The organism is Chitinophaga varians, assembly GCF_014529945.1.
GTDB classification, from domain to species: Bacteria; Bacteroidota; Bacteroidia; order Chitinophagales; family Chitinophagaceae; genus Chitinophaga; species Chitinophaga varians.
Genome location: NZ_JACVFB010000002.1, coordinates 89,761 through 113,000, shown reverse-complemented (window position 1 = coordinate 113,000; position 23,240 = coordinate 89,761). Strand labels below are relative to the sequence as shown.

Here is a 23,240-nt window from a genome sequence, read left to right as displayed (position 1 = left end):
ACTACTAATTTTTATTATTTTCGCCGATAAACTGCAAGATTAATGGCGCAATCCGGGAAATCATCAGCAAAAAAATCCAAACCGTCCTATATCTACTCCATCATTGGGGTAGCGCTGGTATTATTTTCACTGGGTACACTGGGGCTGGTGGTCATTCATGCCAGCAAACTCAGCAAGTATTTCAAGGAAAATATTGAAATTCAGGTGATTCTGAGAGATAATGTGAAAGAGAACCAGGCACTGGCCCTGCGCGATTCCATTGCTCATAAACCGTATATCAAATCCATTGAATACGTATCGAAAGACGTGGCTGCCGAGCGCTTTAAAAAGGACTTCGGTGAGGATTTCATCCAGCTGCTACAGTACAATCCACTGTATGCCAGCATCAATATCAAGGCTAACGCCGGCTATGTCAATACAGACAGCCTGAAAGTCATTGAAAACAATCTCACGCAACAGAACATCGTCCGCGAGATATCCTATCAGCGCAGCCTGGTGCAGAAACTGAATGAAAACGTCAATAAAATAGGGATGGTGATCCTGATTATCAGCTGCCTGCTGGCGCTGGTGGTCATCTTCCTGATCGATAATACCATCCGGCTGGCGATGTTCAGTAATCGTTTCCTGATCAAGACGATGCAGATGGTAGGCGCTACCCGCTGGTTTATCGCCAAACCATTCGACCTTCGCAGTGTTGCCAACGGAGCTATCAGTGCGCTCATTGCCATTGCCGGCCTCATAGGCATCCTGTCATTTGCCGATAAGGCGCTGCCGGAGCTGAATGGCTTACGTGATAACGTGATGATCTCCCTGCTTTTCCTGGGCATGATTGTCGTGGGCATCGCTATCTCCCTGTTCAGTACCCACCGCTCGGTCATGAAATACCTGCGGCTGAAACTGGACGATCTTTATTAATACAACATCATCTTAACAAATAAATACTATGGCTAAAGAAACGCTCAGATCAACTGTGACAAAAGATACCCAGGTGACCGACAGCCGGCCTATCTTTCCTAAAGAAAACTATAAGTACATGATGGCGGGTATTGTGGTAGTTGTTATCGGATTCCTCCTCATGATGGGTGGAAACAGCAACGACCCCAATAAATTCGATCTGGACGAGGTGTACAGCTTCCGTCGTATCACCCTGGCGCCCATCGTGATCGTACTGGGCCTGCTGATAGAAGTATATGCCATCATGGCCCGTCCAAAAACAAAAGAGTAATTTGAGCCAACAATCATATTATAACAGCGATGATGCCCTCATCGCTTTTTTTATCACTTTTTAACCATACTTGATTTTAATGAACTTCTTCCATGCCATCATTATCGCCATTGTGGAAGGGCTGACTGAGTTTCTGCCCATTTCGTCCACAGGGCATATGATTATTGTAAGCTCCCTGTTGGGTATTAACAAAGATGATTTTACCAAGCTGTTTGAAGTGGTGATACAACTGGGGGCCATTCTGGCCGTAGTGGTATTATACTGGCGTAAATTCCTTGTTTTCGATAAAAACAGATTTCAATTTTACCTCAAACTGGCTGTGGCGGTGATTCCTGCATTGATTGCGGGGTACCTCTTCAGCGATAAAATAGACGAGCTGCTGGAAAGTCCGCTGACGGTGGGCGTCACCCTGTTCCTGGGTGGTATCGTGTTACTGTTTGTGGACAACTGGTTCCGCAATCCGGTGATCGACTCCGACGAGAAGATCAGTATTTTCTCCGCCCTGCGCATCGGTTTTTTCCAGTGCCTGGCGCTGATTCCGGGCGTAAGCCGCAGCGCAGCCTCCATCATCGGGGGTATGCAGCAGAAGCTTACCCGCAGCGAAGCGGCCGAATTCTCCTTCTTCCTGGCGGTGCCTACCATGGCGGCGGCCACGGGGTATAAACTGCTCAAAGGCAGAGAATTGCTGATGGCGCATCCGGAAAACCTGAAGCTGCTGCTGGTAGGTAATATCGTCGCTTTTGTGGTGGCTATGCTGGCTATCAGATTCTTTATCGGCGCCCTCAAAAAATATGGTTTCAAGATGTGGGGCTACTACCGTATCATCGTTGGCGGCATCATTATTATCGCTATCCTGATGGGGAAAAAGTTATAATCCCGGTTTAAGATAAAGCGAAGCGCCGATGATACAGTATCATCGGCGCTTCGCTTTTATCTTTTATCAGGGGAGCGGCTATCCTTTCACTGCGAGCAGCAGCTCCAGGTCCGTATATTTAAGTTTGAATTTTTCGCTGAGATGGTAATTGGTCAGCGCGCCTTTGTACAGATAGATACCGTTTCTTACGCCCCGCTTGATCCATACCAGGTTTTCAAAGCCGCCGTCATCGGCTGCTTCCACCAGCAGCGGCATCAACACGTTGCTGATCGCTTCGGAGGCGGTACGGGCGAAGCCGGAGGGGATATTGGGCACACAGTAGTGTACCACGTCATATTTCTTGAAAACGGGATTTTCGTGGCTGGTGATTTCGGATGTTTCGAAACAGCCGCCGCGGTCTATGCTCACATCTACGATAACGGAGCCGGCTTTCATGTTGCTGACCATGGCTTCGGTCACAACGATGGGGGTGCGGCCGCTCTGGGAGGAGAGGGCGCCCACGGCCACGTCGGCATTGCGTAATTGTTCGGCCAGCACTTTTGGCTGTATAACGGAGGTAAATACCCGTACGCCGATATTGTTTTGCAGCCTTTTCAGCTTATAGATATTGTTGTCGAAGACTTTTACCGAAGCGCCCAGCGCCATAGCGGTACGGGCGGCAAATTCACCTACAATGCCCGCTCCGATGATCACCACCTTGGTAGGGGGGATGCCGGTAATACCACCCAGCAGGATACCCTTGCCTTTGTTGCCATTGCTCAGGTATTGACCGGCAATGAGCATCACGGCGCCACCGGCAATTTCACTCATCGCTCTGACGATGGGGTAGGTGCCTGCATCATCTTTCAGATTTTCAAAAGACAGCAGGGTGATACGTTTGTCCATCATTTTCTGCACCTGTGGCGCTTTCAGCGCGGCCAGGTGGATGGGAGAGATAACGATCTGGTGGGGATGTAGCAGCTCTATTTCCTCATCATTCAGCGGAGCTGATTTAACGATGATCTCCGCCTTAAAAACTTCCTTTTTATCGTAAACGATTTCAGCGCCGGCTTCTGAGTAGTCGGTGTCATAATAGTGGGAACCGTCGCCGGCTTTATGTTCCACCACGATGTGATGTCCGTGTGCAGCCAGGATGCTTACCGCGTCAGGCGTCAGGGCAATACGGTTTTCCTGGAAGGAGGTTTCTTTGGGTATACCGATGAATAAACGGGAATTTTTTTGTGGGATATCCAGCGTTTCTTCCAGTGGTGAATAAGTAAAGCCAGCACTCACTACAGGTTTTTGCCTTTGCTCCATAAAACGGTCAATGTTGTTTTTCTGTATTTGTAAAGATACACTATTTGTCAGATGCGGAAATTTCGCGCAGCACCCTTTTTTGGTCGGGTAACACCTCCAATTGCAGGTGAATGGTATCCGGTGGCAGGAGAGGGGCTATTACGTCGGGCCATTCCACAAAACTGATGGCGTCCTGGTAGAGCGTGTCTTCTACTCCGGCACTGATAGCGTCGTTTTCATCTTTTAGCCGGTAGAGGTCCAAATGATAGATGCGGCGCGGTTTCCCCTGTGGGTCCAGGTAACCGTATTCATTGATAATGGAAAAAGTAGGGCTCGCGGTGGCGTCGCCTACGCCTTTGGCCGCGCATAAAGCTTTGATCATCGTGGTTTTACCGGCACCCATGGGTCCATTGAGCGTAAATACCTGCTTATCGCCAAAATAATTCCAGAAAGCACCGGCTACGTCCGGCAGCTGTTCCAGCGTAAATGTCCATTGCATAAGCAAATGTAGCGATTTATAGCTGTTTTTGGAGGCTGCAGGGATATGTTAAATCTATACGCTGTTGCATTAATAATTGACCGGCTTAGCGCGTCATGGGGTAATTTTGTACCCGGAAAAAAGGAAACACCATGACATCAGTAAGTTGTAAGGTGGAAGGCATGCACTGCACCAATTGTGCGCTCAGTGTGTCCCGATACCTGGAGAAAAAAGGCATGGCAAATATCAATGTCAGCTTTGCTACGGAAGAGGTGAGTTTCACCGCTCCCGCCGGCGCCGATTCGGCGGAAGTGCTGAACGGTATCAACGATCTCGGTTTCCGCGTGGTATTGCCCGACCAGGCACCGGCTAAAGTACCGGTTTACCAAACCCTGACCTTTAAATTTTTCTTTTGCTTAATATTTACACTGCCACTGCTGCTGCACATGTGGGTCGACTGGCACTGGCTGCACAACCCCTGGACACAGTGCTGGCTTACACTCCCGGTATTTATCACCGGACTGTGGCATTTTGGCAAGAGCGCCGTCCGCTCCCTGATGAACCGTATGGCCAATATGGACGTGCTGGTAACCCTCGGCGCTTCAGCGGCTTTCATCTACAGCGTTATCGGCGCATTGATCAATGGTAACCCGGATTATCTGTTCTTCGAAACCACAGCGGCTATTATCACCCTCGTATTCCTGGGTAACCTGCTGGAGGAAAAATCTGTTAAACAAACCACTACCGCCATCACGGAACTGGCCCGCATGCAGGTCACCATGGCCCGCCTGATCAATACCGACCACGGACATGAACATATCCACGAAGTAGATAACCGGACGCTCCGTCCGGGCGACTGTGTGCTGGTCAACACCGGTGATAAAATACCCATGGACGGCACTATCTACTGGGGGAGCGGTCATATCAACGAATCCATGATCACCGGGGAAAGTGATCCTGTCAGCAAAAAAGAAAAAGACAAGGTAATTGGCGGCACCATCCTGGAAGACGGAAGCATCAAAGTATACATCACCGCTACCGGTAAGGATACCGTGCTGTCATATATCATAGAACTGGTAAAACAGGCCCAGAGCGATAAGCCGCCTATGCAGCGGCTGGCCGACCGTATCAGCGCCATCTTTGTACCGATGGTACTGAGCATCGCCATTGTCACTTTCCTGGGATGGTATTTTATCGGTCATACCACCTTCGGTACTGCCATGATGCGCAGCATCGCCGTACTGGTAATAGCCTGTCCCTGTGCGATGGGACTGGCCACGCCGGCAGCGGTCATGGTCGGGCTGGGACGTGCTGCCCGCAACGGTATCCTGATCAAAGGAGGACATACCCTGGAACTCTTTAAAGATATCAAACGGGTCGTATTCGATAAAACAGGGACACTGACCACCGGTAAGCTGACCCTTCGTCACTATCATACCACGATGGAAGACATGGCTTTCCGTAAGATCGTTTACAGCCTGGAGAAATACTCTTCCCATCCCATCGCCCGGTCAGTGGCCGCGATGTGGAAACCGGCAGGAGAAGTGCCATTGCAACAGGTCCGTGAGCATAAAGGACTGGGCATGCGCGCCAAAGACAAAGAAGGCAACGAATGGGAGCTGGGCTCTTTCCGCATGGCAGCAGGACTTACAGCCGACGACAGTCATAATCTTTACCTGATATGCAACGGTGCACTCATGGGGTGGCTCGATTTCACCGATGAGATACGCCCCGAAGCAGCTACCGTGATTCAACAACTGAAAGCTTCCGGTATTCAGCCGGTGCTGCTCAGCGGCGACACCTCCCGCAAATGCCGGGAACTGGCTGCTGCACTGGGTATCACGGAGGTATATGCAGAACAGTCGCCGCAACAGAAATTGGAGCAGATCGACCGTTTCATGCAGCAATCTCCTACCGCCATGGTGGGCGACGGTATCAATGATGCCCCTGCGCTTTCCAAAGCCACCATCGGTATCTCTCTCAGCGATGCCACACAGGTGGCCATGCAGAGCGCTAACGTAGTACTGCTCAATAATAACCTTGGCTCGCTGCCGCTGGCGCTGGGACTGGGGAAACATACCTACCTGACCATCAAACAAAATCTTTTCTGGGCCTTTGTTTACAATGTGGTGGCCATTCCGGTGGCTGCTCTCGGATTGCTCAATCCTATTGTGGGCGCGGGTGTGATGGGCCTCTCTGATGTGGTGTTGGCCATCAATTCTGTCCGGTTGCGGTATAAACGGGTGGTAAGTGCGTCCTAAATAGTAAATTGCGAACGCACTATTCAGCGAAAGATTTGAGTACACCCGTAGCCATATTGCAGCAATACTGGGGTTATCACCAGTTCCGTACATTACAGGAAGATATTATCAACAGTATCCTGGCAGGCCAGGATACACTGGCGCTGCTGCCTACCGGCGGCGGTAAGTCCATCTGTTTCCAGGTGCCCGCCATGATGAAACCGGGGCTGTGCCTCGTGATCACGCCGTTGATCGCACTGATGAAAGACCAGGTGGCCAACCTCAAAAAGAAAGGCATCACGGCGTACTCCATCTATTCCGGTATGTTGTATAAAGATGTGGAACGTGTGCTGGAAGCCGCCCGCAGAGGAGGATGTAAGTTCCTGTACGTATCGCCGGAACGACTGCAAAGCAAATTGTTTCAGACATATTGCGACGGTCTGCCGGTGAACCTGATCGCGGTAGACGAAGCGCATTGTATTTCCCAGTGGGGATACGATTTCCGTCCGGCTTATCTGAAGATAGCCGATATCCGCAGCTACTTTCCGGAGGCGCCGGTACTGGCGCTCACCGCATCTGCCACGCCCAGGGTGCAGACAGACATCTGCGATAAGCTCCTGATGAAGGAAGCTAAGGTGTTTACCAAAAGCTTTACCCGCGCTAATCTCTCTTATAGTGTGCTGGAAGAAGCCACTAAAATCGATAAAGTAAAACATATACTGGACCGCGTGCCCGGCTGCGGCATCGTGTATTGCCGTAACCGCAAGCGGACCAAAGAAATAGCCGACCTGTTGCAACTACAGGGCATATCTGCCAGCTATTACCACGCCGGCCTGCCACAGGCCGAAAGGGCTGCCCGCCAGGAAGCATGGATCAATAACGAAAACCGGGTGATGGTCTGTACCAATGCTTTCGGCATGGGCATCGACAAGCCGGATGTACGAATAGTAGTGCATTACGACATGCCCGACGGTCTGGAAGCCTACTATCAGGAAGCCGGCCGCGCAGGCAGGGATGAACAAAAGGCGTATGCCGTACTGCTGTACAATGAAGAAGAACTGGCGGAAATGCAGGAACGCATTGCCCTGCAGTTTCCCACGCTGGAGCAGGTGCGGGAAGTGTATCAATGCGTTGTCAACTATTTACAGGTACCGGTAGGAAGCGCGGAAGGCGTTTATTTTGATTTTGATATCAATGATTTCGCCCGCACCTTCCAGCTCAACCTGACGATGGTATACAGCGCTATCAAACTGCTGGAACAGGAAGAGGTGCTGCAACTGAGCGAAAGCGTGTTCCTTCCTTCGCGGGTGGAATTCGTGACCAATAAGGAATCCCTGTATGCTTTTGAAAACGCGTATCCCGCGCTGGAGGAGATCATCAAGGTGTTGTTGCGCACCTATGAAGGTATTTTTGATCATGCTGTGCCGATATACGAAAGACAGATAGGCAGGATCATGTATATGGAGGACGATGACATCGCTGCTTTATTGCAGCAACTGCATCAATACGGCATTATTCACTATCACGCCCGGCGGGATGAGCCTCAGCTCTGTTTCTTACAGGAAAGGGTATCGGCATCCAACCTGCGTATTAATATGGCGCGGGTGGAAGTGCGCAAGAAAGTTTATGCCGACCGGCTTGCCGCTATGTTTGCGTATGCCCGTCACGGTGATACCTGCCGCACACAGCAGCTGGTGGCTTACTTTGGAGAAAAAGACGCAGCGCCTTGTGGTATCTGCGATGTCTGTCTGAAGAAAAAATCATCACCGCCGGACGCGTCGTCATTTAAACGTATAGCCGATAACGTTTCCCTGATATTGAAAGATAAACCGCTGCTGTTTGCAGAGCTGCATCAGCAGCTGCCTGATATCCGCAGGAGCGATCTGATGGCGGTATTGCAGTTCATGAATGAAGAAGGGCTGCTGCGCCGCGATGAGGAAGGAAAACTATGTATATAGGGATTTAAGCATTTGGTTATTTGATTATTTGAGGTATGCCCGGGCATCCGCAAATAATCAAATAACCAAATGACGAAATATTACAATGAAATCACACGGCCTTCTTTACTGCTCTGGAAGGCTGCTTCAATAATTCTGATCACATTTTCTGCATCTTTCGGATCTACCGGGTTAGGCGCATTGTTAGCGATGGCCTCATAGATGCCCTGATAGTAGTCCATGTAGTTGCCGCTGGTGCCGGGCAGGTATTGTTTTACTGTTTTGCCGTCGACGGTGGTATGGAGCAGTCCCCATTCGTGCGGTGCTTCGGCGCCCCAGTCCGGACTGTTGGGCAACAGACCTCTTTGCAGTTGTGCTTCCTGTATGTCGGATTTTGTTTTGATGAAGGAGCCGATGCGGCCATGGATCTGATAGGAAGGCAGTGCTTCTCTGATGAGGTAGCTGCATTTAAGGCGTACACGCAGCGTGTCGTAGAAGAGTACCAGTTCAAAGTAGTCATCTACCACGGAGTCTTTGCGGATGATCCGGATATCTGCCCAGACGGATTTTGGAAATCCGAACAGTTGTAGTGCCTGATCTATCAGGTGGGAACCGAGATCATAGAGGCTGCCGGTGCCGGGATTCGCTACTTCTTTATGTTTTTTATAGCTCAGTTCTTCCTTGAAGCGGTCGTAGTGAATTTCAGCTTCCAGCACATCGCCGAGCAGGCCTTCGTTGAGTACTTTACGGACGATTTTAAAGTCGCTGTCATAGCGGCGGTTGTGATATACGCTGAGCAGCAGTTTTTTCTCTTTCGCCAGTGCGATGAGTGCTTCGGCTTCAGCGGTGGTAACGGTGAACGGTTTTTCCACGATCACGTTTTTACCTGCTTCCAGCGCAGCTTTCACATATTCAAAGTGGGTGTAGTTGGGAGTATTCACCACAATCAGTTCCAGCTCTTTATCCGCCAGCATGTCGGCAACAGACGTATATACTTTTACGTTAGGATATCTTTGTCTGGCCAGGTCCTTGCTGCGTTCTACCACGGCTGTAAATTCAAAGCCCGGATTCACATATATAAAAGGCGCATGGAAAATTTGTCCGGACATGCCGAAGGAGCAGATGCCCGTTTTGATCACTTTACTCATAATTATCGTTTAAATCGGCGTGCAGCCGGTTAGTATTATCCGGATTAAAGTATAAAAAAACGATCAGTTTTTTCGCACAAATCCTTTCTCCGTAAAATCATCACCGGCTGTTATTGCGCTTAGAAAAATGACTTCTTGCTTCTGCCGCCGAGGCCCAGCGCGCCCAGCAGGCTGCGGGTGATAACGCTGGCGGCTGTACGACCAGCTTGTCGCATGGCGGAGCTGCCCATTACCTGTTCGAGCAGGCTTTTCTCTTCTTTCTGTTTACCGGAACCAGATGAGCCGGAACTGGCGGCTGCGGCTGTTTTTTCGGCTGCCTCCTGCAATTTGGCGGTCAGTATCTCGTAGGCGCTTTCGCTGTCGATGGTTTCGGCGTACTTTTTCACCATTTTGGAATTGTTGACAAGGGTGTCTATTTCCGCATCGGTGAGCACGTCCATACGGGAGCGTGGCGATACCAGCATCGTAGCGGCCAGCGGCGTGGGTACGCCTTTTTCGTTGAGGCAGGTGATCAGCGCTTCGCCAATACCTATCTGCGTGAGCAGGTCGTCCGTTTTATAGAAATCAGACAACGGATAGTTTTCCGCGGTCTGTTTGATGGTTTTACGATCATTGGCGGTAAAGGCGCGCAGGGCGTGTTGTACTTTGAGGCCCAGTTGTCCAAGCACGGAAGCCGGGATGTCCATAGGGTTTTGGGTACAGAAGAAAATGCCCACGCCTTTGGAGCGTATCAGTTTGATGATGGTATCGATCTGCTTTAATAACGCGTCGCTGGCTTCATTGAAGATCAGGTGCGCTTCATCGATGAACATCACCAGTTTGGGTTTGTCGAGATCTCCCTCTTCCGGCAGCGTGGCATAGAGTTCTGCCAAAAGGCTGAGCATGAAGGTGGAGAAGAGTTTGGGACGGTCCTGAATGTCGGCCACCCGCAGGATGGACACTACGCCGCGACCATCATCGCTGATGCGCATCAGGTCATCTACTTCAAAGGATTTTTCTCCAAAGAAAAGATCAGCGCCCTGTTGCTCCAGCTCTATCACTTTACGGAGGATAGTGCCGGTGGAGGTAGTAGATATTTTACCATAGTCTTTTTCCAGGTCTGCCTTGCCTTCATCAGAAGCAAACTGCAATACCTTTTTGAAGTCTTTCAGGTCCAGCAGGGGCAATTTATTATCGTCACAATATTTAAACAGCATGGCTACCAGGCCGGCTTGTGTATCGTTGAGTTCCAGTATTTTGGAGAGTAGTATGGGGCCAAATTCGCTCGTGGTGGCACGCAGGCGGACACCTTTCTCGTTGCTGAGAGACAGCAGCTCGGAGGGGTAGGCGGCGGGTGACCAGGAGCCGCCGATTTTCTGGTACCGTTCCTGAATTTTGGGGTTGTCAGTGCCGGCAGCAGCGATACCGCTAAGGTCGCCCTTGATGTCCATCAGTAACACGGGAACGCTGGCATCGCTAAGGCCTTCGGCGATTACCTGCAGCGTTTTGGTTTTACCGGTACCGGTGGCACCGGCAATCAAACCATGTCTGTTCATGGTTTTCAAAGGGAGGAATACATCAGCTCCGCTGATCACTTCACCATCCAGCATAGCACATCCTAATTTGAAATGCTCGCCTTTAAATGTATAGCCGTTCTTAATGGACTCCAGAAATGCTTCTTTATTGGCCATGGTGTAAATTGTTTTTTATGAAGATAACAAAAACCGGGTGCAATCACTGCCGTTGGATGGCAGTTTGCCTGCCCGAAAGGAAATATAATCTTCCGATAATATAAACAAAAAATCCCGCCCGGAGGGCAGAATTCATCTCGCTGTAATTAAATAATCTACATAGAAATCCCGCCTGGCAGAATTCATCTCGCTATCATCAAATAATCTCCATAAAAAATCCCGCCCAGCGGGCGGGAACTAAATATCAAAATATCAAAATCCCTAAATGCTCAAAGGTCTTCTTCTCTTTCCAGCATCAGGATGGCTCCCTGTGGCACAATGAAGTAGCTCTCGTCTTCATACACGATCTCCGTAGAACCGCTGAGCAGGAAGATGGCCAGATCGCCTTCTTTGGCCTGTAACGGGATGTATTTGACTTTGTCCTCTTCCGGTTTCCAGGAGTCCTCGTCTTCCACAGGAACAGGAATAGCGTAACCCGGACCGGTTTTGATCACATATCCTTTCTGTACCTTTTCTTTTGACTGCACACCGGGAGGCAGGTATAGTCCGCTTTTGGTACGGTCATGCGGCGTCGTTGGCTTAATCAGTACTCGGTCGCCAACTACGATGAGTTTTTTGAGTTTATTATCCGGTGTAATATGTATAGCCATGTGGTGTGCAGATCAAAAATGATGCAGGCCCGGGGGCTGTGACATACTGACAGTTTACAACGCGCTGAGCGCAAATGTTTCCCCTGCCCGGATACCTTTTTCGGTGGTTTGCAGCACACAGCATTCATTGACAGGGTCATGCTCAAAGAACAGCACATACTGGTTGTCTACCGCTTCCTGCAGGAACTTTTTCTTTTCCGTCAGGGTAGTCAGCGGAAACATATCGTAAGCCATCACATAAGGCAGCGGCAGATGCCCGACAGACGGGAGCAGATCGGCCATGTATACGATGGTTTTGTCTTTATACCGGATCTGTGGCAGCATCATGGCATCGGTATGGCCGTTGGCAAACCGGATACTCATATGATCGGTAAAGGCCACCCCTTCCTGATGGGCAATGAATTTCAGCTGACCGCTCTCCTGGATAGGGAGGATATTTTCTTTCAGGAAAGAAGCTTTCTCCCGGTCGTTGGGTACGGTCGCCCATTTCCAGTGGTCTTCGTTGCTCCAGAAGGTCGCGTTTTTGAAAGCAGGCACCAGTTTATCACCTTCGCGTACAATGCTGCCGCCGCAATGGTCAAAATGGAGGTGTGTTAAAAACACATCTGTGATATCATTACGGTGAAAGCCGTGTGCAGCGAGGGATTTATCGAGCGTCGCATCACCATGGAGGTAATAGTGGCTGAAGAACCTGGCGTCCTGTTTATCGCCGATACCATTATCGATCAGTATCAGGCGGTTGCCGTCTTCGATGAGCAGGCAACGCATGGCCCAGGAACACAGATTGTTTTCATCGGCCGGATTCGTTTTGTTCCATAGTGTTTTAGGCACTACGCCAAACATGGCGCCGCCGTCCAGTTTGAAGAAGCCTGTTTCGATGGTGTATAATTTCATAACATTTAGTTATTCGGTTATTTTATCATTTAGCTATTGGGTTTCGATTATTCAGCTGTTTTGACCACGGAAGACTCCTTAAATGATCAAATAACCCAATGATTAAATGACCAGATGATCAACTGTTTCCATACTGGCCAGCTGCCGCTGTTTCAGCAATGCGGAGATGATCCATACAAGGCCGATCACAAAGAATACGACCAGCGCCAGTACGGAATTACGCATGTTTTCCGTGTAATCATCAATATAAGCAAAAGAAAACATACCGATCACGATGGACAGCTTCTCCGTTACGTCGTAATAGCTGAAGAAGCTGGCGGTATCTTTTGTTTCGGGCATTAGTTTAGCGTAGGTGGAGCGACTGAGCGACTGTATGCCGCCCATTACCAGACCTACCGCGGTGGCCAGCAGATAGAAGTCTGTAGCGGTTTGCATCTTGTAGCCGGCTATGCAGATGCCGATCCATACAATGACAACGCCAATCAATACACGAAGATTGCCGAAGAGGCCGGAAAGGCGGGCCATGCCCCACGCGCCGGCGATAGCCACCACCTGGATGATCACTACCGTGCCAATCAGCTTGTCGGATGGCAGGCGCAGCACTTTACTGCCGAAGATGGTAGCAGCCATCATTACGGTTTGCACGCCCATGCTGTAAAAGAAGAAGCCACGCAGAAAACGTTTCAGCACCGGCATGGTTTTTACCTGTGCATATACTTTACGGAGTTCACTGAATCCTTCGGTAATGGCTCCTGCATTGTGTTTGGTGACGGTGGCCCTGGAGGCAGGCAGCGTGGCAAAAGTGATCTGGGCAAATCCCAGCCACCATACGCCAACCAGGAGGAAGGTGCCTCTTACGGCCGTGCCTTCATCCAGTCCGAAGGGCAGGGTCATCACGAGGGCGAAGCCTACCAGTTGCAGTAATACGCTACCGATATATCCCATGCTATAGCCACGGGCGCTGATACGGTCACGGTCCTCCGGGGCGGCTATTTCAGGCAGATAGGAGTTGTAGAACACCAGTCCGCCGCAATAGCCCATGGTGGCCAGCATAAAAGCCAGCACACCCAGCCAGAGGGTGCTTTTGGTGAAGAAGAAAAGGGTCGCGCATGACACGGAGCCCAGGATGGTGAAAAATTTCAGGAAGTTCTTTTTATTGCCCCGGGTGTCGGAAATAGATGACAGGATGGGGGAGGCGATCGCTACCAACAGGAAAGCCGCTGCCATGGTATAGTTATACAGGGCAGAGTTGACAAAGCGCATGCCCATAAAGGATACGTGCTCGTCGGTGACGGCGAGAAAATAAATAGGAAAGAAGGTAGTAGTGATAACGAGATTGTATACGGAGTTGGCCCAGTCATACATGGCCCAGCCGTTAAGGACTTTTTTGCCGGCAGTAATCATATATCGCGAAGACGGTTAGTTGGCAACGAAGATAACAAAATCGCGATACGACAGCATTATTGTTTGTAGTCGGTGATACGGATGTGGTGTTTGCACATGAAATACTCCTGTTCATCGTTGGAGCTGACGATGATCAGGCGGTTGCCACCGTACTGGTTGATCAGTCCCTGATAAAGGGCCACGCCGGCGGCGTCGAGATTGGTGCAGGGTTCGTCGAGTAAGAGCACGGGTACGTCGCTGAGAATGGCGAGCGCCAGTTTGATACGCTGTTTCATCCCGGAGGAAAAATTCCGGAGCTGTTTGTGGGCCGCCTTTTCCAGTCCTACCATTTCCATGGCCATGGCGGGGGTGATGCCGGGCAGCAAGGATTTAAACTGGGTGTGAAAGGTGATGATCTCCGTGAGGGTAAATTCTTCTATGAGCTCGAGATAGGGAGCCGCAATAGCACAGTACCGGAAAAACGCATCGGGAGCGATGGGTTTTTCCGGTGTGCTGTATTGTACAGTGCCTTCGTTGTGTTGAACGGCACCGCTGATAACCTGTAGTAAAGTGGATTTTCCTGAACCGTTAGGCCCCAGAATCGCGTAGCGTTCTCCTTCCCGGAAGGTAAGGCTCACACCACGAAATATCCAGTCGTAGTTGAAACGTTTACCTGTTTGGTCAAGAGATATCGTCATTGGAATGGGAAGTATAACCTCTCATAATACCACGGCCGGACTCACGGATGAAGGACAGAATTTCGTCTCTTTCATCTGTAGCGGGAAACTCAGCTTCGATGATGCTGATGGCCTTGGATAATTTATAGCCCTTCACAAAAATCACGCGGTAAATATCCAGGATATGATTGATTTTTTCCAGGGAGAAACCTCTTCTTTTCAGGCCTACCGAGTTGATGCCCACATAGGAGAGGGGCTCACGGGCAGCTTTAACATAAGGAGGTACATCTTTCCGAACGAGGGAGCCGCCGGTAACGAAGGCGTGATCGCCTACTTTACAGAACTGCTGGATGGCCACCATACCGGCCAGTACCACGTGGTCGCCCACGGTGATGTGTCCTGCCAGGGTGGTGTTATTGGAGAAGATACAGTGATTACCTACTTCGCAGTCGTGCGCAATGTGGCCATAAGCCATGATCAGGCAGTTGTCGCCGATCTTGGTTTTCCACTTGTCGCGCGTACCGCGGTTGATAGTCACGAATTCACGGATAGTAGTGTTGTTCCCTATTTCCACAGTGGTTTCTTCACCCGCATATTTTAAGTCCTGAGGGATGGCAGAAATAACGGCGCCTGGGAAGATGCGGCAGTTTTTACCGATGCGGGCTCCTTCCATGATGGTCACATTGGAGCCAATCCAGGTACCATCACCGATTTCTACGTTTTTGTGGATGACGGTGAACGGATCAATTTTAACATTAGGCGCCACCTTGGCGTCCGGATGTATGTATGTAAGCGGGTGGATCATTGCTGTTATTTGCCTTCTCTGGTTTTTACAATTTGTGCTATCATGTCGGCTTCAGTAGCAACTTTATTGCCGATGAAAACCGTTCCCCGCATTTCCACGAGCCCTCTTCTGATGGGGCTCAGCAGTTCCATTTTCAGGATCATGGTATCTCCTGGGAAGACTTTCTGTTTGAATTTACAGTTGTCAATTTTCAGGAAGTAGGTGTCGTAATTCTCAGGGTCTGGTACGCGGTTCAGTGCCAGGATACCGCCTACCTGCGCCAGTGCTTCGAGCTGTAAAACGCCTGGCATCACCGGGTTGCCGGGGAAGTGGCCCTGGAAGAAGTGTTCGTTGAAGGTCACATTCTTGATGCCCACGACTCTTTCTTCGCCCAGTTCAATGATTTTGTCTACCAGCAGCATCGGATAACGGTGCGGCAGCGTTCTTTCGATACGGGGGGTATCGAAGATCGGCGGCTGGTTCGGATCATATACCGGAACGTCTTTATTGTGTTTGTTCTTTTTAATATATGCCTTGATCTTACGGGCAAACTCCACGTTGGAAGCGTGACCCGGACGGTTGGCGATGATATGCGCCTTGATAGGATATCCGATCAGTGCCAGGTCGCCCACCACGTCCAGCAGTTTGTGACGTGCCGGTTCGTTCGGGAAGCGCAGCTCAATGTTGTTGAGGATGCCTTCGCGTTGTACTGACATTGTATCGCGGTTAAACGCTTTGGCGAGGCGGGTCATGTCTTCTTCATTCACCGCGCGGTCTACCACCACAATGGCGTTGTTGATATCGCCGCCTTTGATCAGGTTATTGCTCAGCAGATACTCCAGCTCATGCAGGAAACAGAAGGTGCGGGAAGACGCGATCTCGTTCCTGAAGTGCTCGATGTTCTTCATTTTCGCGTGCTGGGTGCCCAGTACGGGAGAGTTGAAGTCGATCAGGCAGGTGATGCTGTAGTCCAGTGCCGGTAAGGCCACCATCTCTACTTTTTTCTGCTCGTCGTAATAGCTGATATTGGTATCTATAGTGTAATAGATCTTTTTGGCGTCCTGGTCCTGAATGCCGATTTTTTCAATCGCTTCAATGAAAGGGAGGGAGCTGCCGTCCATGATCGGAATTTCCGGGCCGTCCAGCTCAATCAGAACGTTGTCAACACCGGTACCTACCAGGGCCGCCAGCAGGTGCTCTACCGTGCTTACGCGGGCGCCGTTATGTTCCAGCGTGGTGCCGCGGGCGGTGTCTACTACGTAGTCCACGTCCGCTTTTACAACGGGCTGGTTAGGCAGGTCTACACGTTGGAATTTGATGCCGGAACCTGGAGAGGCCGGTTTCAGCGTCATGTTTACACTGGCTCCTGTATGCAAACCTACGCCCGAAATGCTGATGTCGCCTTTCAGGGTATGCTGGTTCTGCAACTGTTGATTTTCCATCATATTAACTAATGTATAACTGTTTGATCTTCAGAATAATTAAACCCCTGCTCTTTCCTGTAACAGTTGTTTTACCATCTCCTCTAATTCTTTCACGCGTTTTTCAAGGTCCGGCAAATTTCTAAAAATTGCCTGACTTTTCAGCGAACTTTTATAATCATAGGCCGGGGAACCGGTGAGAGAGCTGTTGGGAACGGTAATAGACTTGGAAAGTCCGCTCTGGGCGTTGATCTTGGTGCCATCAGCGATGTGGATGTGGCCTACCATGCCTACCTGGCCGCCGATCACGCAGTTCTGACCAATTTTGGTGCTGCCGGAAACGCCGGTCTGCGCGGCGATCACGGTATTGATGCCGATGTCCACGTTATGCGCTACCTGGATCAGGTTGTCCAGCTTCACTCCCTGACGGATGATCGTAGAGCCCATCGTAGCCCGGTCAATAGTAGTATTGGCGCCAATTTCCACGTCGTCATAGATCACCACGTTGCCGATCTGCGGTACCTTTTTATAGGAACCATCCGGCTGCGGCGCAAAGCCGAATCCGTCGCCACCGATCACACAACCGGCATGGAGAATGGCACGGCTGCCTACGATACAGTTGTCATATACTTTTACGCCCGGATATAATACCGCGTCATCATTCACCACCACGTTCTCGCCCAGGTATACACCAGGATATATTTTTACGTTATTGCCCAGTACCACGTTTTCGCCCAGATAGGCAAACGCGCCCACAAATACGTTCTGCCCCATCTTTACCGACTGGGGAATGTGGGAAGGCTGCTGGATACCGGATTTATTACCGGTCAGATAACGGTATTTTTCCAATAACAGGGCAAAGCTGCTATAGGCGTCTTTTACCCGGATCAATGTGGAATGGATAGGGCGTTCTATCACCAGGCTTTCATTCACGATCAGAATGGATGCTTTCGTCGTATATATGAACTCTTCATACTTAGGATTGGCAATAAAACTGAGCATGCCTTCGCCTGCCTCTTCGATTTTGGCGATGTTGCTCACCTTCACGTCCGGATTTCCCTCCAGCGTACCATCTAACATGGTCGCTAACTGTAATGCGCTAAACTGCATAATTAATATTTGTAATGTTTTCCAGGCCTACTCCGGAATGCATGAATTTATTCTTTAATGTTTTAAAGCTTGTAAAACCTTGTTAGCCTAGATTTTTGGATGACAAATGTAGAATTTTTTTACCGGTATAGCCAGCGTGTGACTAATCAATGCGTTGTCTATCGAGGAAATGTCCTTTACAGTTCCGTCTTTAAACAGGATATTGATCTTTTCATCATTCACATTATAGGCTCTCAGCGAGGCCACGTCCGTGAAAACGAAATAATCAAGGTCGCTGTCTGTGATCTGCCATTTTTGTGCCACCTGTTCACGAAGCAGGTCAACCGCCGTGTAGTCAAACGGTTCATTGGTCAGCACCACCTTGAACAACTCTCTGTTAATAAGCCATTTACATAATAGTGACAGTACTTTGTCCGGGTGCTCTGACCAGACTTTTATGGCGCCCATAATATCATAATCATCCAGCATGCAGAACAGTCGCAAACAATCCGGTTCCCGCTCAAAGTTGTCTTTGCTGACGGTATTGTACAGGAAATAGGATAATGCGGGTGAACAAAACAGCTGTTGGCCATCCTGGGCCAGGGCCTTCGCCCGCTGCAGGATTTTTACCAGCATGTTTTCCGCGCTCAGCACTGTTTTGTGCAGATATACCTGCCAGTACATCAGCCGGCGGGCCACGATGAACTTTTCAATGGAATAAATCCCTTTCTCCTCCACCATCAGCTCTCCCTGATGCACGGTCAGCATCTTGATGATACGATCATACCCGATCGTGCCTTCCGCTACACCGGTAAAGAAGCTGTCGCGATTGAGATAGTCCATCCGGTCCACGTCTAACTGGCTGGAAACCAGTTGATGCAGGAACTGCTTATGATAACGGCCGTTAAAAATATCGAGGGTAAGTGACAGGGCGCCATCCATTTGCCGATTGAGGTCTTCCATCAGCCACTGCGAAATAGCTTCATGGGACACGCCCTCAATAATGCCATTTTCCAACGCATGGGAATATGGGCCATGGCCTATATCATGCAGCAAAATAGCCAGTTTGGCAGCCACTTCTTCTTCTGGTGAGATATCAACACCTTTGCTTTTCAGCTCCCGGAGCGCCATCGTCATCAGGTGATAAGCGCCAAGACTATGATGAAAACGGGTATGCATGGCCCCGGGGTAGACCAAATGCGCGAGGGCCATTTGGTGTATCCGGCGTAAACGCTGGTAACAGGGGTGGGAAAGGAGGTTAAAAATCAACGGGTGATCTATGGTAATAAAGCCATACACCGGATCATTAACAATTTTTCGCTTGCGTTCGGTCATTGCATCAGATTATTCAATTTCAAATGCCTCAGCGCACCTGAAATCCATAGTGCCATTATGCAAAACTACACTATGAATTAATTATATGTATTTTTTTTACTTATAATGACGCTTTTAATAGAGAAAACCCCTATTCACAGTAAAAAACAATTGGTAGGTTACAGGTAGAAAAATGTTGTATGCGAAGGTAAACAACTTTAAGGACCGACCCGCTTTTTTCCATCCCGGATTTTAGCCGCATAGCCCATTTTTAACATATAATTACCGGAACGGGTGATCGGAGGAATGATTTTTGCCAAAAAATAGCGGTAATTTTCTGTTTTCCGCAACCATAAAACGAACTATGAGCCAGATCAACATACTGTGGGTAGATGATGAAATAGAATCCCTCAAATCCCAGATTATTTTTCTCGAAAGCAAAGGTTATAACGTATCCGCGCTCACCAACGGCTACGACGCGCTGGAGTTTCTCAAAGACCAGGTGGTAGACGTGGTATTGCTCGATGAATCCATGCCGGGGCTCACCGGCCTGGAAACACTGGGCAAAATCAAGGAAATCGATCAGCAGATACCAGTAGTGATGATCACCAAAAATGAAGCTGAAAACGTGATGGACGACGCTATCGGCTCGCAGATCACCGATTACCTGATCAAACCGGTCAATCCCAACCAGGTATTGTTATCGCTCAAAAAAATCATAGACAACAAAAGGCTGGTGGCCGAAAAAACCACCACCGCCTACCAGCAGGAGTTCCGCTCCCTGTTTATGGCACTCAATTCCAACCCGGACCATAACGAGTGGATGGATATCTACAAAAAGCTCGTTTACTGGGAAATGGAGATGACCAAAGCCAACAGCCCGGAGATGCTGGAAGTGTTTAACGCACAGAAAGCTGAGGCCAACACAGAATTCGCCAAATTCATCAGCCGCAATTATTCCAACTGGCTGCATCCCAAAGCGGCAGATGCCCCGGTGATGTCTCATACACTCTTCTCCCAAAAGATCGTTCCTTTCATGGACCCTGATGTGCCTAATGTGTTCCTGCTGATAGATAACCTACGGCTGGACCAGTTCAAGGCTATCCTGCCCATTTTCCAGGAATCGTTCCGCATGGTGGAAGAAGATACTTTTTACAGCATCCTGCCTACCAGCACACAATACAGCCGTAACGCCATCTTCGCGGGCCTGCTGCCGGTAGATATCGAACATAAATTCCCGGAAGAATGGAAGAATGATGACGAAGAAGGCGGGAAAAACCTGTATGAAGAGAAGTTCTTTGCGGCCCAGCTGCAACGGCTGAAAATGGACGCCCGGTTTTCTTATACCAAGGTAACCAACCATACCGATGCGCAACATATGCTCAGTAATATCCACAACCTGCTGGATTATCCGCTGAGCATCATTGTATACAACTTCGTGGACATGCTCAGCCACGCCCGCACGGAAATGGAAGTGCTGAAGGAACTGGCCAGCGATGAAACGTCGTACCGTTCCCTCACCGCCAGCTGGTTTGAACACAGCCCGCTGCATCAGGCGCTGAAACGTATCGGTGATAAAAAAATTAACCTGATCATCGCTACCGACCACGGTAGCGTGCGGGTGAAGACACCGGTAAAAGTAATCGGCGACAAACAAACGACTACCAATCTGCGGTATAAACACGGGCGTAATCTCAACTACGATCCCAAGGAAGTCCTGGCTTTCCGCGATCCGAGAGACGCCGGTCTGCCTAAACCTAATGTCAACTCATCCTATATTTTCGCCCGTGGTGATGGTTATCTGTGTTATCCCAACAACTACAATTATTTTGTGAACTATTACCGCAATACCTTCCAGCATGGTGGCATCTCTCTGGAAGAGATGATCGTGCCCGTAGTGCGAATGGTATCCAAATAGTCAATTATAAATTACAAATTACGAATTACGAATGGTGGACCCGATTTCGGGCAGTTTTTTAGTAACATGGCCATAAAAATGTCCTCCATCCGTAATTCGTAATTCGTAATTCGTAATTGTTTAAATTTGTGGTATGAATATTAAGATCACACCTAATAACCTGACTAAGCTGGAGAAGATTTTTGAAGATGCCAAGTACATATTGCGTTTTGAAAAAGGTTCTTTCACTTCCGGTTATTGTATCCTTGAAGACAGGAAGGTTGTGGTGATCAATAAGTTCCTGAACCTGGAAGGACGTATAAACACGCTGCTGGATATTTTATCCACGCTGCCGCTGGATGAGGATTTGCTCACCGCAGAGTCGCACAAGCTCTACAAGCAGATCCTGAACAGTAAGCCCGTACCGGATGCTGATGATGCAGCCGCGCTCGGGGAAGAGGCACCAGAAAACTAATGCTAGGATGAAAGTTACATTTCTTGGAACAGGCACATCGCAGGGAGTACCGGTCATCGCTTGCGGTTGTGAAGTATGCACATCTTCCAATCCCAAAGACAAACGCCTGAGAAGCAGTATTTTTATTTCCTCGCCGGCAGGCAATATTGTGGTAGACACTACCCCCGATTTCCGCTATCAGATGCTGCGGGCACAGGTAAAACACCTGGAGGCGGTACTGATCACACACTCTCATAAGGACCATATAGCCGGGATGGACGATATCCGGGCATTCAACTATTTCCAGCAGGGCGCCATTGATATTTATGCGACTGATTTCTCGCAGAACATTATCATGCGGGAATTTGCCTATGCCTTTGCTGATTTCAAGTATCCCGGTATTCCGGAAATCAACCTCAAAACCATTGATGATGAGCCGTTTCAGATCAATGGCCTCACGATCACGCCTATACAGGTAATGCACTATAAGATGCCGGTCATGGGCTTCCGCATTCATGACTTCACCTATATCACCGACGCCAATTTCATTGCGCCGGAAGAAAAGGAAAAAATCCGCGGGTCAAAAGTATTGGTGCTGAACGCACTGCGAAAAGAAACCCATATCTCCCACTTTACGCTGGAAGAGGCCATAGCACTGGGCCGTGAGCTGGAAGTGCCGCAGGTGTACTTCACGCATATCAGTCACCAGATGGGGTTGCATGATGAGGTGATGAAAGAGCTGCCCGATGGTATGGCGCTGGCCTATGATGGTCTTACGCTGGAAATATGACGGCGTTTACTTCCTGTTAACACTTTCCTGACGACGGTGCATTAATTTGGGGACAAGTAACCCCATATGCCCAAAACTTCCCTGAAAGAATTATTCCGTTTTTCCCGGAAAGAGCAGGCAGGTATTGTCCTGTTGCTACTGCTGGTATGGTTTACCGGCCGGGTGCCTGATCTGTGGTTTTATTTCCATCGGAGCGCTCCGCCGGATACGGCCGGCTGCGCAGCAGCGCTGCGTTCGCTGGAAGCTGCCGCAGCGGAAGCGGCCAGCAAACCGCTGCCATCAGACCGGCCATCAGACCGGCCAGCCGGACGTGTAGCCGCTGCCGTTGTACCGGCCACCTTGTTTTATTTCGATCCGAACACGCTCTCCGCTGAAGGTTGGCAGCGACTGGGGGTGAGCGCCCGGACAGCGGCCACCATCGATCGCTACCGGCAGAAGGGGGGCCGGTTCCGCTCGGCTGCCGATCTGGAACGCATATACGGACTTTCTCCCTCCTTATGCCGGCAGTTGCAGCCTTACGTAAGGATTATACGCAGTGTCGCTACCAGCCGGCCCGACAGCGGCATGCATGCGGAACGCAGGGATACGGCCTATCATTACACCGCCTGGCATCGTAAACCACCGCCACGGGTAATAGATGTGAATTCCGCTGATACGGCCGACTGGCAACTATTGCCGGGCATAGGTCCCGGTTTTGCAAGGCGTATCGTTGCCTTCCGGGAGAAGCTGGGAGGCTTCTACGACATTACCCAGGTGGGCGAATGTTATGGCCTGCCAGACAGCACCTTTAAAAAAATTCAACCTTTTTTGCAGATCGGTAGCGGATCTCTAAAAAAAATAGACCTCAACCTCACAGATGAAAAATCTTTGGCGGCACATCCATATATACGTTATAAACTAGCCCGTCTTATTGTACAGTATCGCAGTGCCCACGGGCATTTCAGGCATGTTGAAGAGCTTCGGCAGCTGCCGTTGGTGGATGACGTTATTTATCGTAAAATTGAACATTACATTGTAATCACTTTTTAAACCCGCACGTT

General features: G+C 49.7%; 21 protein-coding genes. 9 read left to right on the top strand and 12 right to left on the bottom strand.

What is annotated here, in order from left to right; all coding sequences use genetic code 11:
* Positions 1–42 precede the first annotated feature (42 nt).
* The 3 genes from ICL55_RS08220 to ICL55_RS08210 all read left to right on the top strand — a co-directional run bounded on the left by ICL55_RS08220 (position 43) and on the right by ICL55_RS08210 (position 2,099).
* Complete coding sequence (locus tag ICL55_RS08220) at positions 43–915, top strand: cell division protein FtsX (RefSeq protein WP_188095929.1); 873 nt, start codon at positions 43–45, stop codon at positions 913–915.
* 28 nt (positions 916–943) lie between these two features.
* Entirely contained in the window at positions 944–1,225 is a 282-nt protein-coding gene (locus tag ICL55_RS08215) for a DUF3098 domain-containing protein (protein ID WP_188095927.1), read from the top strand.
* Positions 1,226–1,304: 79 nt separating this feature from the next.
* On the top strand, positions 1,305–2,099 hold the full coding sequence (locus ICL55_RS08210; RefSeq protein ID WP_188095925.1) for an undecaprenyl-diphosphate phosphatase: 795 nt from the start codon (positions 1,305–1,307) through the stop codon (positions 2,097–2,099).
* Positions 2,100–2,177: 78 nt separating this feature from the next.
* Here the strand turns inward: ICL55_RS08210 and ICL55_RS08205 are convergent, their stop codons facing one another.
* Together ICL55_RS08205 and tsaE are read right to left on the bottom strand one after the other, a co-directional pair.
* A complete protein-coding gene (locus ICL55_RS08205; protein WP_169222864.1) occupies positions 2,178–3,395 on the bottom strand; it encodes an alanine dehydrogenase in 1,218 nt (405 codons plus the stop codon).
* Between the two features lie 40 nt (positions 3,396–3,435).
* Complete coding sequence (gene tsaE, locus ICL55_RS08200; protein WP_188095923.1) at positions 3,436–3,873, bottom strand: tRNA (adenosine(37)-N6)-threonylcarbamoyltransferase complex ATPase subunit type 1 TsaE; 438 nt, start codon at positions 3,871–3,873, stop codon at positions 3,436–3,438.
* Positions 3,874–4,004: 131 nt separating this feature from the next.
* Between tsaE and ICL55_RS08195 the strand changes: the two genes are divergently transcribed.
* Positions 4,005–6,113 carry a heavy metal translocating P-type ATPase gene (locus ICL55_RS08195; protein WP_188095921.1) on the top strand — a complete coding sequence of 703 codons (2,109 nt, stop codon included), beginning with the start codon at positions 4,005–4,007 and terminating at the stop codon, positions 6,111–6,113.
* A gap of 35 nt (positions 6,114–6,148) precedes the next feature.
* Positions 6,149–8,050 (top strand): RecQ family ATP-dependent DNA helicase, encoded by a 1,902-nt coding sequence (locus ICL55_RS08190; protein WP_188095919.1) that lies wholly within the window; start codon positions 6,149–6,151, stop codon positions 8,048–8,050.
* 80 nt (positions 8,051–8,130) lie between these two features.
* Here ICL55_RS08190 and ICL55_RS08185 read toward each other — a convergent pair whose 3' ends face one another.
* From ICL55_RS08185 to ICL55_RS08140, 10 genes are all read right to left on the bottom strand, one after another.
* On the bottom strand, positions 8,131–9,177 hold the full coding sequence (locus tag ICL55_RS08185) for a Gfo/Idh/MocA family oxidoreductase (RefSeq protein ID WP_188095917.1): 1,047 nt from the start codon (positions 9,175–9,177) through the stop codon (positions 8,131–8,133).
* A gap of 119 nt (positions 9,178–9,296) precedes the next feature.
* Positions 9,297–10,847: a helicase HerA-like domain-containing protein gene (locus ICL55_RS08180; RefSeq protein ID WP_188095915.1), complete on the bottom strand. Its 1,551-nt coding sequence runs from the start codon at positions 10,845–10,847 to the stop codon at positions 9,297–9,299.
* Between the two features lie 269 nt (positions 10,848–11,116).
* Positions 11,117–11,497 carry a co-chaperone GroES gene (locus ICL55_RS08175; protein ID WP_223151392.1) on the bottom strand — a complete coding sequence of 127 codons (381 nt, stop codon included), beginning with the start codon at positions 11,495–11,497 and terminating at the stop codon, positions 11,117–11,119.
* A gap of 54 nt (positions 11,498–11,551) precedes the next feature.
* Positions 11,552–12,391: an MBL fold metallo-hydrolase gene (locus ICL55_RS08170; RefSeq protein WP_188095912.1), complete on the bottom strand. Its 840-nt coding sequence runs from the start codon at positions 12,389–12,391 to the stop codon at positions 11,552–11,554.
* A gap of 102 nt (positions 12,392–12,493) precedes the next feature.
* On the bottom strand, positions 12,494–13,795 hold the full coding sequence (locus ICL55_RS08165) for an MFS transporter (protein ID WP_188095910.1): 1,302 nt from the start codon (positions 13,793–13,795) through the stop codon (positions 12,494–12,496).
* A 56-nt stretch (positions 13,796–13,851) separates the two neighbouring features.
* The gene (locus tag ICL55_RS08160) at positions 13,852–14,472 is read right to left on the bottom strand and encodes an ABC transporter ATP-binding protein (RefSeq protein ID WP_188095908.1); all 621 of its coding nucleotides are present in this window, start codon (positions 14,470–14,472) and stop codon (positions 13,852–13,854) included.
* Positions 14,456–15,256, bottom strand: a complete 801-nt coding sequence (gene lpxA, locus ICL55_RS08155; RefSeq protein WP_188095906.1) for an acyl-ACP--UDP-N-acetylglucosamine O-acyltransferase — start codon at positions 15,254–15,256, stop codon at positions 14,456–14,458. Before lpxA ends, ICL55_RS08160 begins: the two co-directional genes overlap by 17 nt.
* A gap of 5 nt (positions 15,257–15,261) precedes the next feature.
* Positions 15,262–16,680, bottom strand: coding sequence for a bifunctional UDP-3-O-[3-hydroxymyristoyl] N-acetylglucosamine deacetylase/3-hydroxyacyl-ACP dehydratase (locus ICL55_RS08150; RefSeq protein WP_246496199.1), 1,419 nt, complete (start codon positions 16,678–16,680; stop codon positions 15,262–15,264).
* Positions 16,681–16,716: 36 nt separating this feature from the next.
* Entirely contained in the window at positions 16,717–17,766 is a 1,050-nt protein-coding gene (gene lpxD / locus ICL55_RS08145) for a UDP-3-O-(3-hydroxymyristoyl)glucosamine N-acyltransferase (RefSeq protein WP_168871357.1), read from the bottom strand.
* An 87-nt stretch (positions 17,767–17,853) separates the two neighbouring features.
* Positions 17,854–19,080 carry an HD domain-containing protein gene (locus ICL55_RS08140; RefSeq protein ID WP_188095904.1) on the bottom strand — a complete coding sequence of 409 codons (1,227 nt, stop codon included), beginning with the start codon at positions 19,078–19,080 and terminating at the stop codon, positions 17,854–17,856.
* A 343-nt stretch (positions 19,081–19,423) separates the two neighbouring features.
* On the opposite strand from ICL55_RS08140, the gene porX reads away from it, so the two are divergent.
* The 4 genes from porX to ICL55_RS08120 all read left to right on the top strand — a co-directional run bounded on the left by porX (position 19,424) and on the right by ICL55_RS08120 (position 23,229).
* The gene (gene porX / locus ICL55_RS08135) at positions 19,424–20,977 is read left to right on the top strand and encodes a T9SS response regulator signal transducer PorX (protein WP_188095902.1); all 1,554 of its coding nucleotides are present in this window, start codon (positions 19,424–19,426) and stop codon (positions 20,975–20,977) included.
* A gap of 133 nt (positions 20,978–21,110) precedes the next feature.
* The gene (locus tag ICL55_RS08130; RefSeq protein ID WP_168871360.1) at positions 21,111–21,431 is read left to right on the top strand and encodes a hypothetical protein; all 321 of its coding nucleotides are present in this window, start codon (positions 21,111–21,113) and stop codon (positions 21,429–21,431) included.
* 7 nt (positions 21,432–21,438) lie between these two features.
* The gene (locus ICL55_RS08125; RefSeq protein ID WP_188095900.1) at positions 21,439–22,200 is read left to right on the top strand and encodes an MBL fold metallo-hydrolase; all 762 of its coding nucleotides are present in this window, start codon (positions 21,439–21,441) and stop codon (positions 22,198–22,200) included.
* Positions 22,201–22,266: 66 nt separating this feature from the next.
* Positions 22,267–23,229: a ComEA family DNA-binding protein gene (locus tag ICL55_RS08120; RefSeq protein WP_188095897.1), complete on the top strand. Its 963-nt coding sequence runs from the start codon at positions 22,267–22,269 to the stop codon at positions 23,227–23,229.
* Positions 23,230–23,240 lie beyond the last annotated feature (11 nt).

Bases quoted from the DNA above. Each gene is read 5' to 3' on its own strand.
- ICL55_RS08220 (WP_188095929.1), top strand. From the start codon at position 43: ATGGCGCAATCCGGGAAATCATCAGCAAAAAAATCCAAACCGTCCTAT.
- ICL55_RS08215 (WP_188095927.1), top strand. From the start codon at position 944: ATGGCTAAAGAAACGCTCAGATCAACTGTGACAAAAGATACCCAGGTG.
- ICL55_RS08210 (WP_188095925.1), top strand. From the start codon at position 1,305: ATGAACTTCTTCCATGCCATCATTATCGCCATTGTGGAAGGGCTGACT.
- ICL55_RS08205 (WP_169222864.1), bottom strand. From the start codon at position 3,395: ATGGAGCAAAGGCAAAAACCTGTAGTGAGTGCTGGCTTTACTTATTCA.
- tsaE (WP_188095923.1), bottom strand. From the start codon at position 3,873: ATGCAATGGACATTTACGCTGGAACAGCTGCCGGACGTAGCCGGTGCT.
- ICL55_RS08195 (WP_188095921.1), top strand. From the start codon at position 4,005: ATGACATCAGTAAGTTGTAAGGTGGAAGGCATGCACTGCACCAATTGT.
- ICL55_RS08185 (WP_188095917.1), bottom strand. From the start codon at position 9,177: ATGAGTAAAGTGATCAAAACGGGCATCTGCTCCTTCGGCATGTCCGGA.
- ICL55_RS08180 (WP_188095915.1), bottom strand. From the start codon at position 10,847: ATGGCCAATAAAGAAGCATTTCTGGAGTCCATTAAGAACGGCTATACA.
- ICL55_RS08175 (WP_223151392.1), bottom strand. From the start codon at position 11,497: ATGGCTATACATATTACACCGGATAATAAACTCAAAAAACTCATCGTA.
- ICL55_RS08170 (WP_188095912.1), bottom strand. From the start codon at position 12,391: ATGAAATTATACACCATCGAAACAGGCTTCTTCAAACTGGACGGCGGC.
- ICL55_RS08165 (WP_188095910.1), bottom strand. From the start codon at position 13,795: ATGATTACTGCCGGCAAAAAAGTCCTTAACGGCTGGGCCATGTATGAC.
- ICL55_RS08160 (WP_188095908.1), bottom strand. From the start codon at position 14,472: ATGACGATATCTCTTGACCAAACAGGTAAACGTTTCAACTACGACTGG.
- lpxA (WP_188095906.1), bottom strand. From the start codon at position 15,256: ATGATCCACCCGCTTACATACATACATCCGGACGCCAAGGTGGCGCCT.
- ICL55_RS08150 (WP_246496199.1), bottom strand. From the start codon at position 16,680: ATGATGGAAAATCAACAGTTGCAGAACCAGCATACCCTGAAAGGCGAC.
- lpxD (WP_168871357.1), bottom strand. From the start codon at position 17,766: ATGCAGTTTAGCGCATTACAGTTAGCGACCATGTTAGATGGTACGCTG.
- ICL55_RS08140 (WP_188095904.1), bottom strand. From the start codon at position 19,080: ATGACCGAACGCAAGCGAAAAATTGTTAATGATCCGGTGTATGGCTTT.
- porX (WP_188095902.1), top strand. From the start codon at position 19,424: ATGAGCCAGATCAACATACTGTGGGTAGATGATGAAATAGAATCCCTC.
- ICL55_RS08130 (WP_168871360.1), top strand. From the start codon at position 21,111: ATGAATATTAAGATCACACCTAATAACCTGACTAAGCTGGAGAAGATT.
- ICL55_RS08125 (WP_188095900.1), top strand. From the start codon at position 21,439: ATGAAAGTTACATTTCTTGGAACAGGCACATCGCAGGGAGTACCGGTC.
- ICL55_RS08120 (WP_188095897.1), top strand. From the start codon at position 22,267: ATGCCCAAAACTTCCCTGAAAGAATTATTCCGTTTTTCCCGGAAAGAG.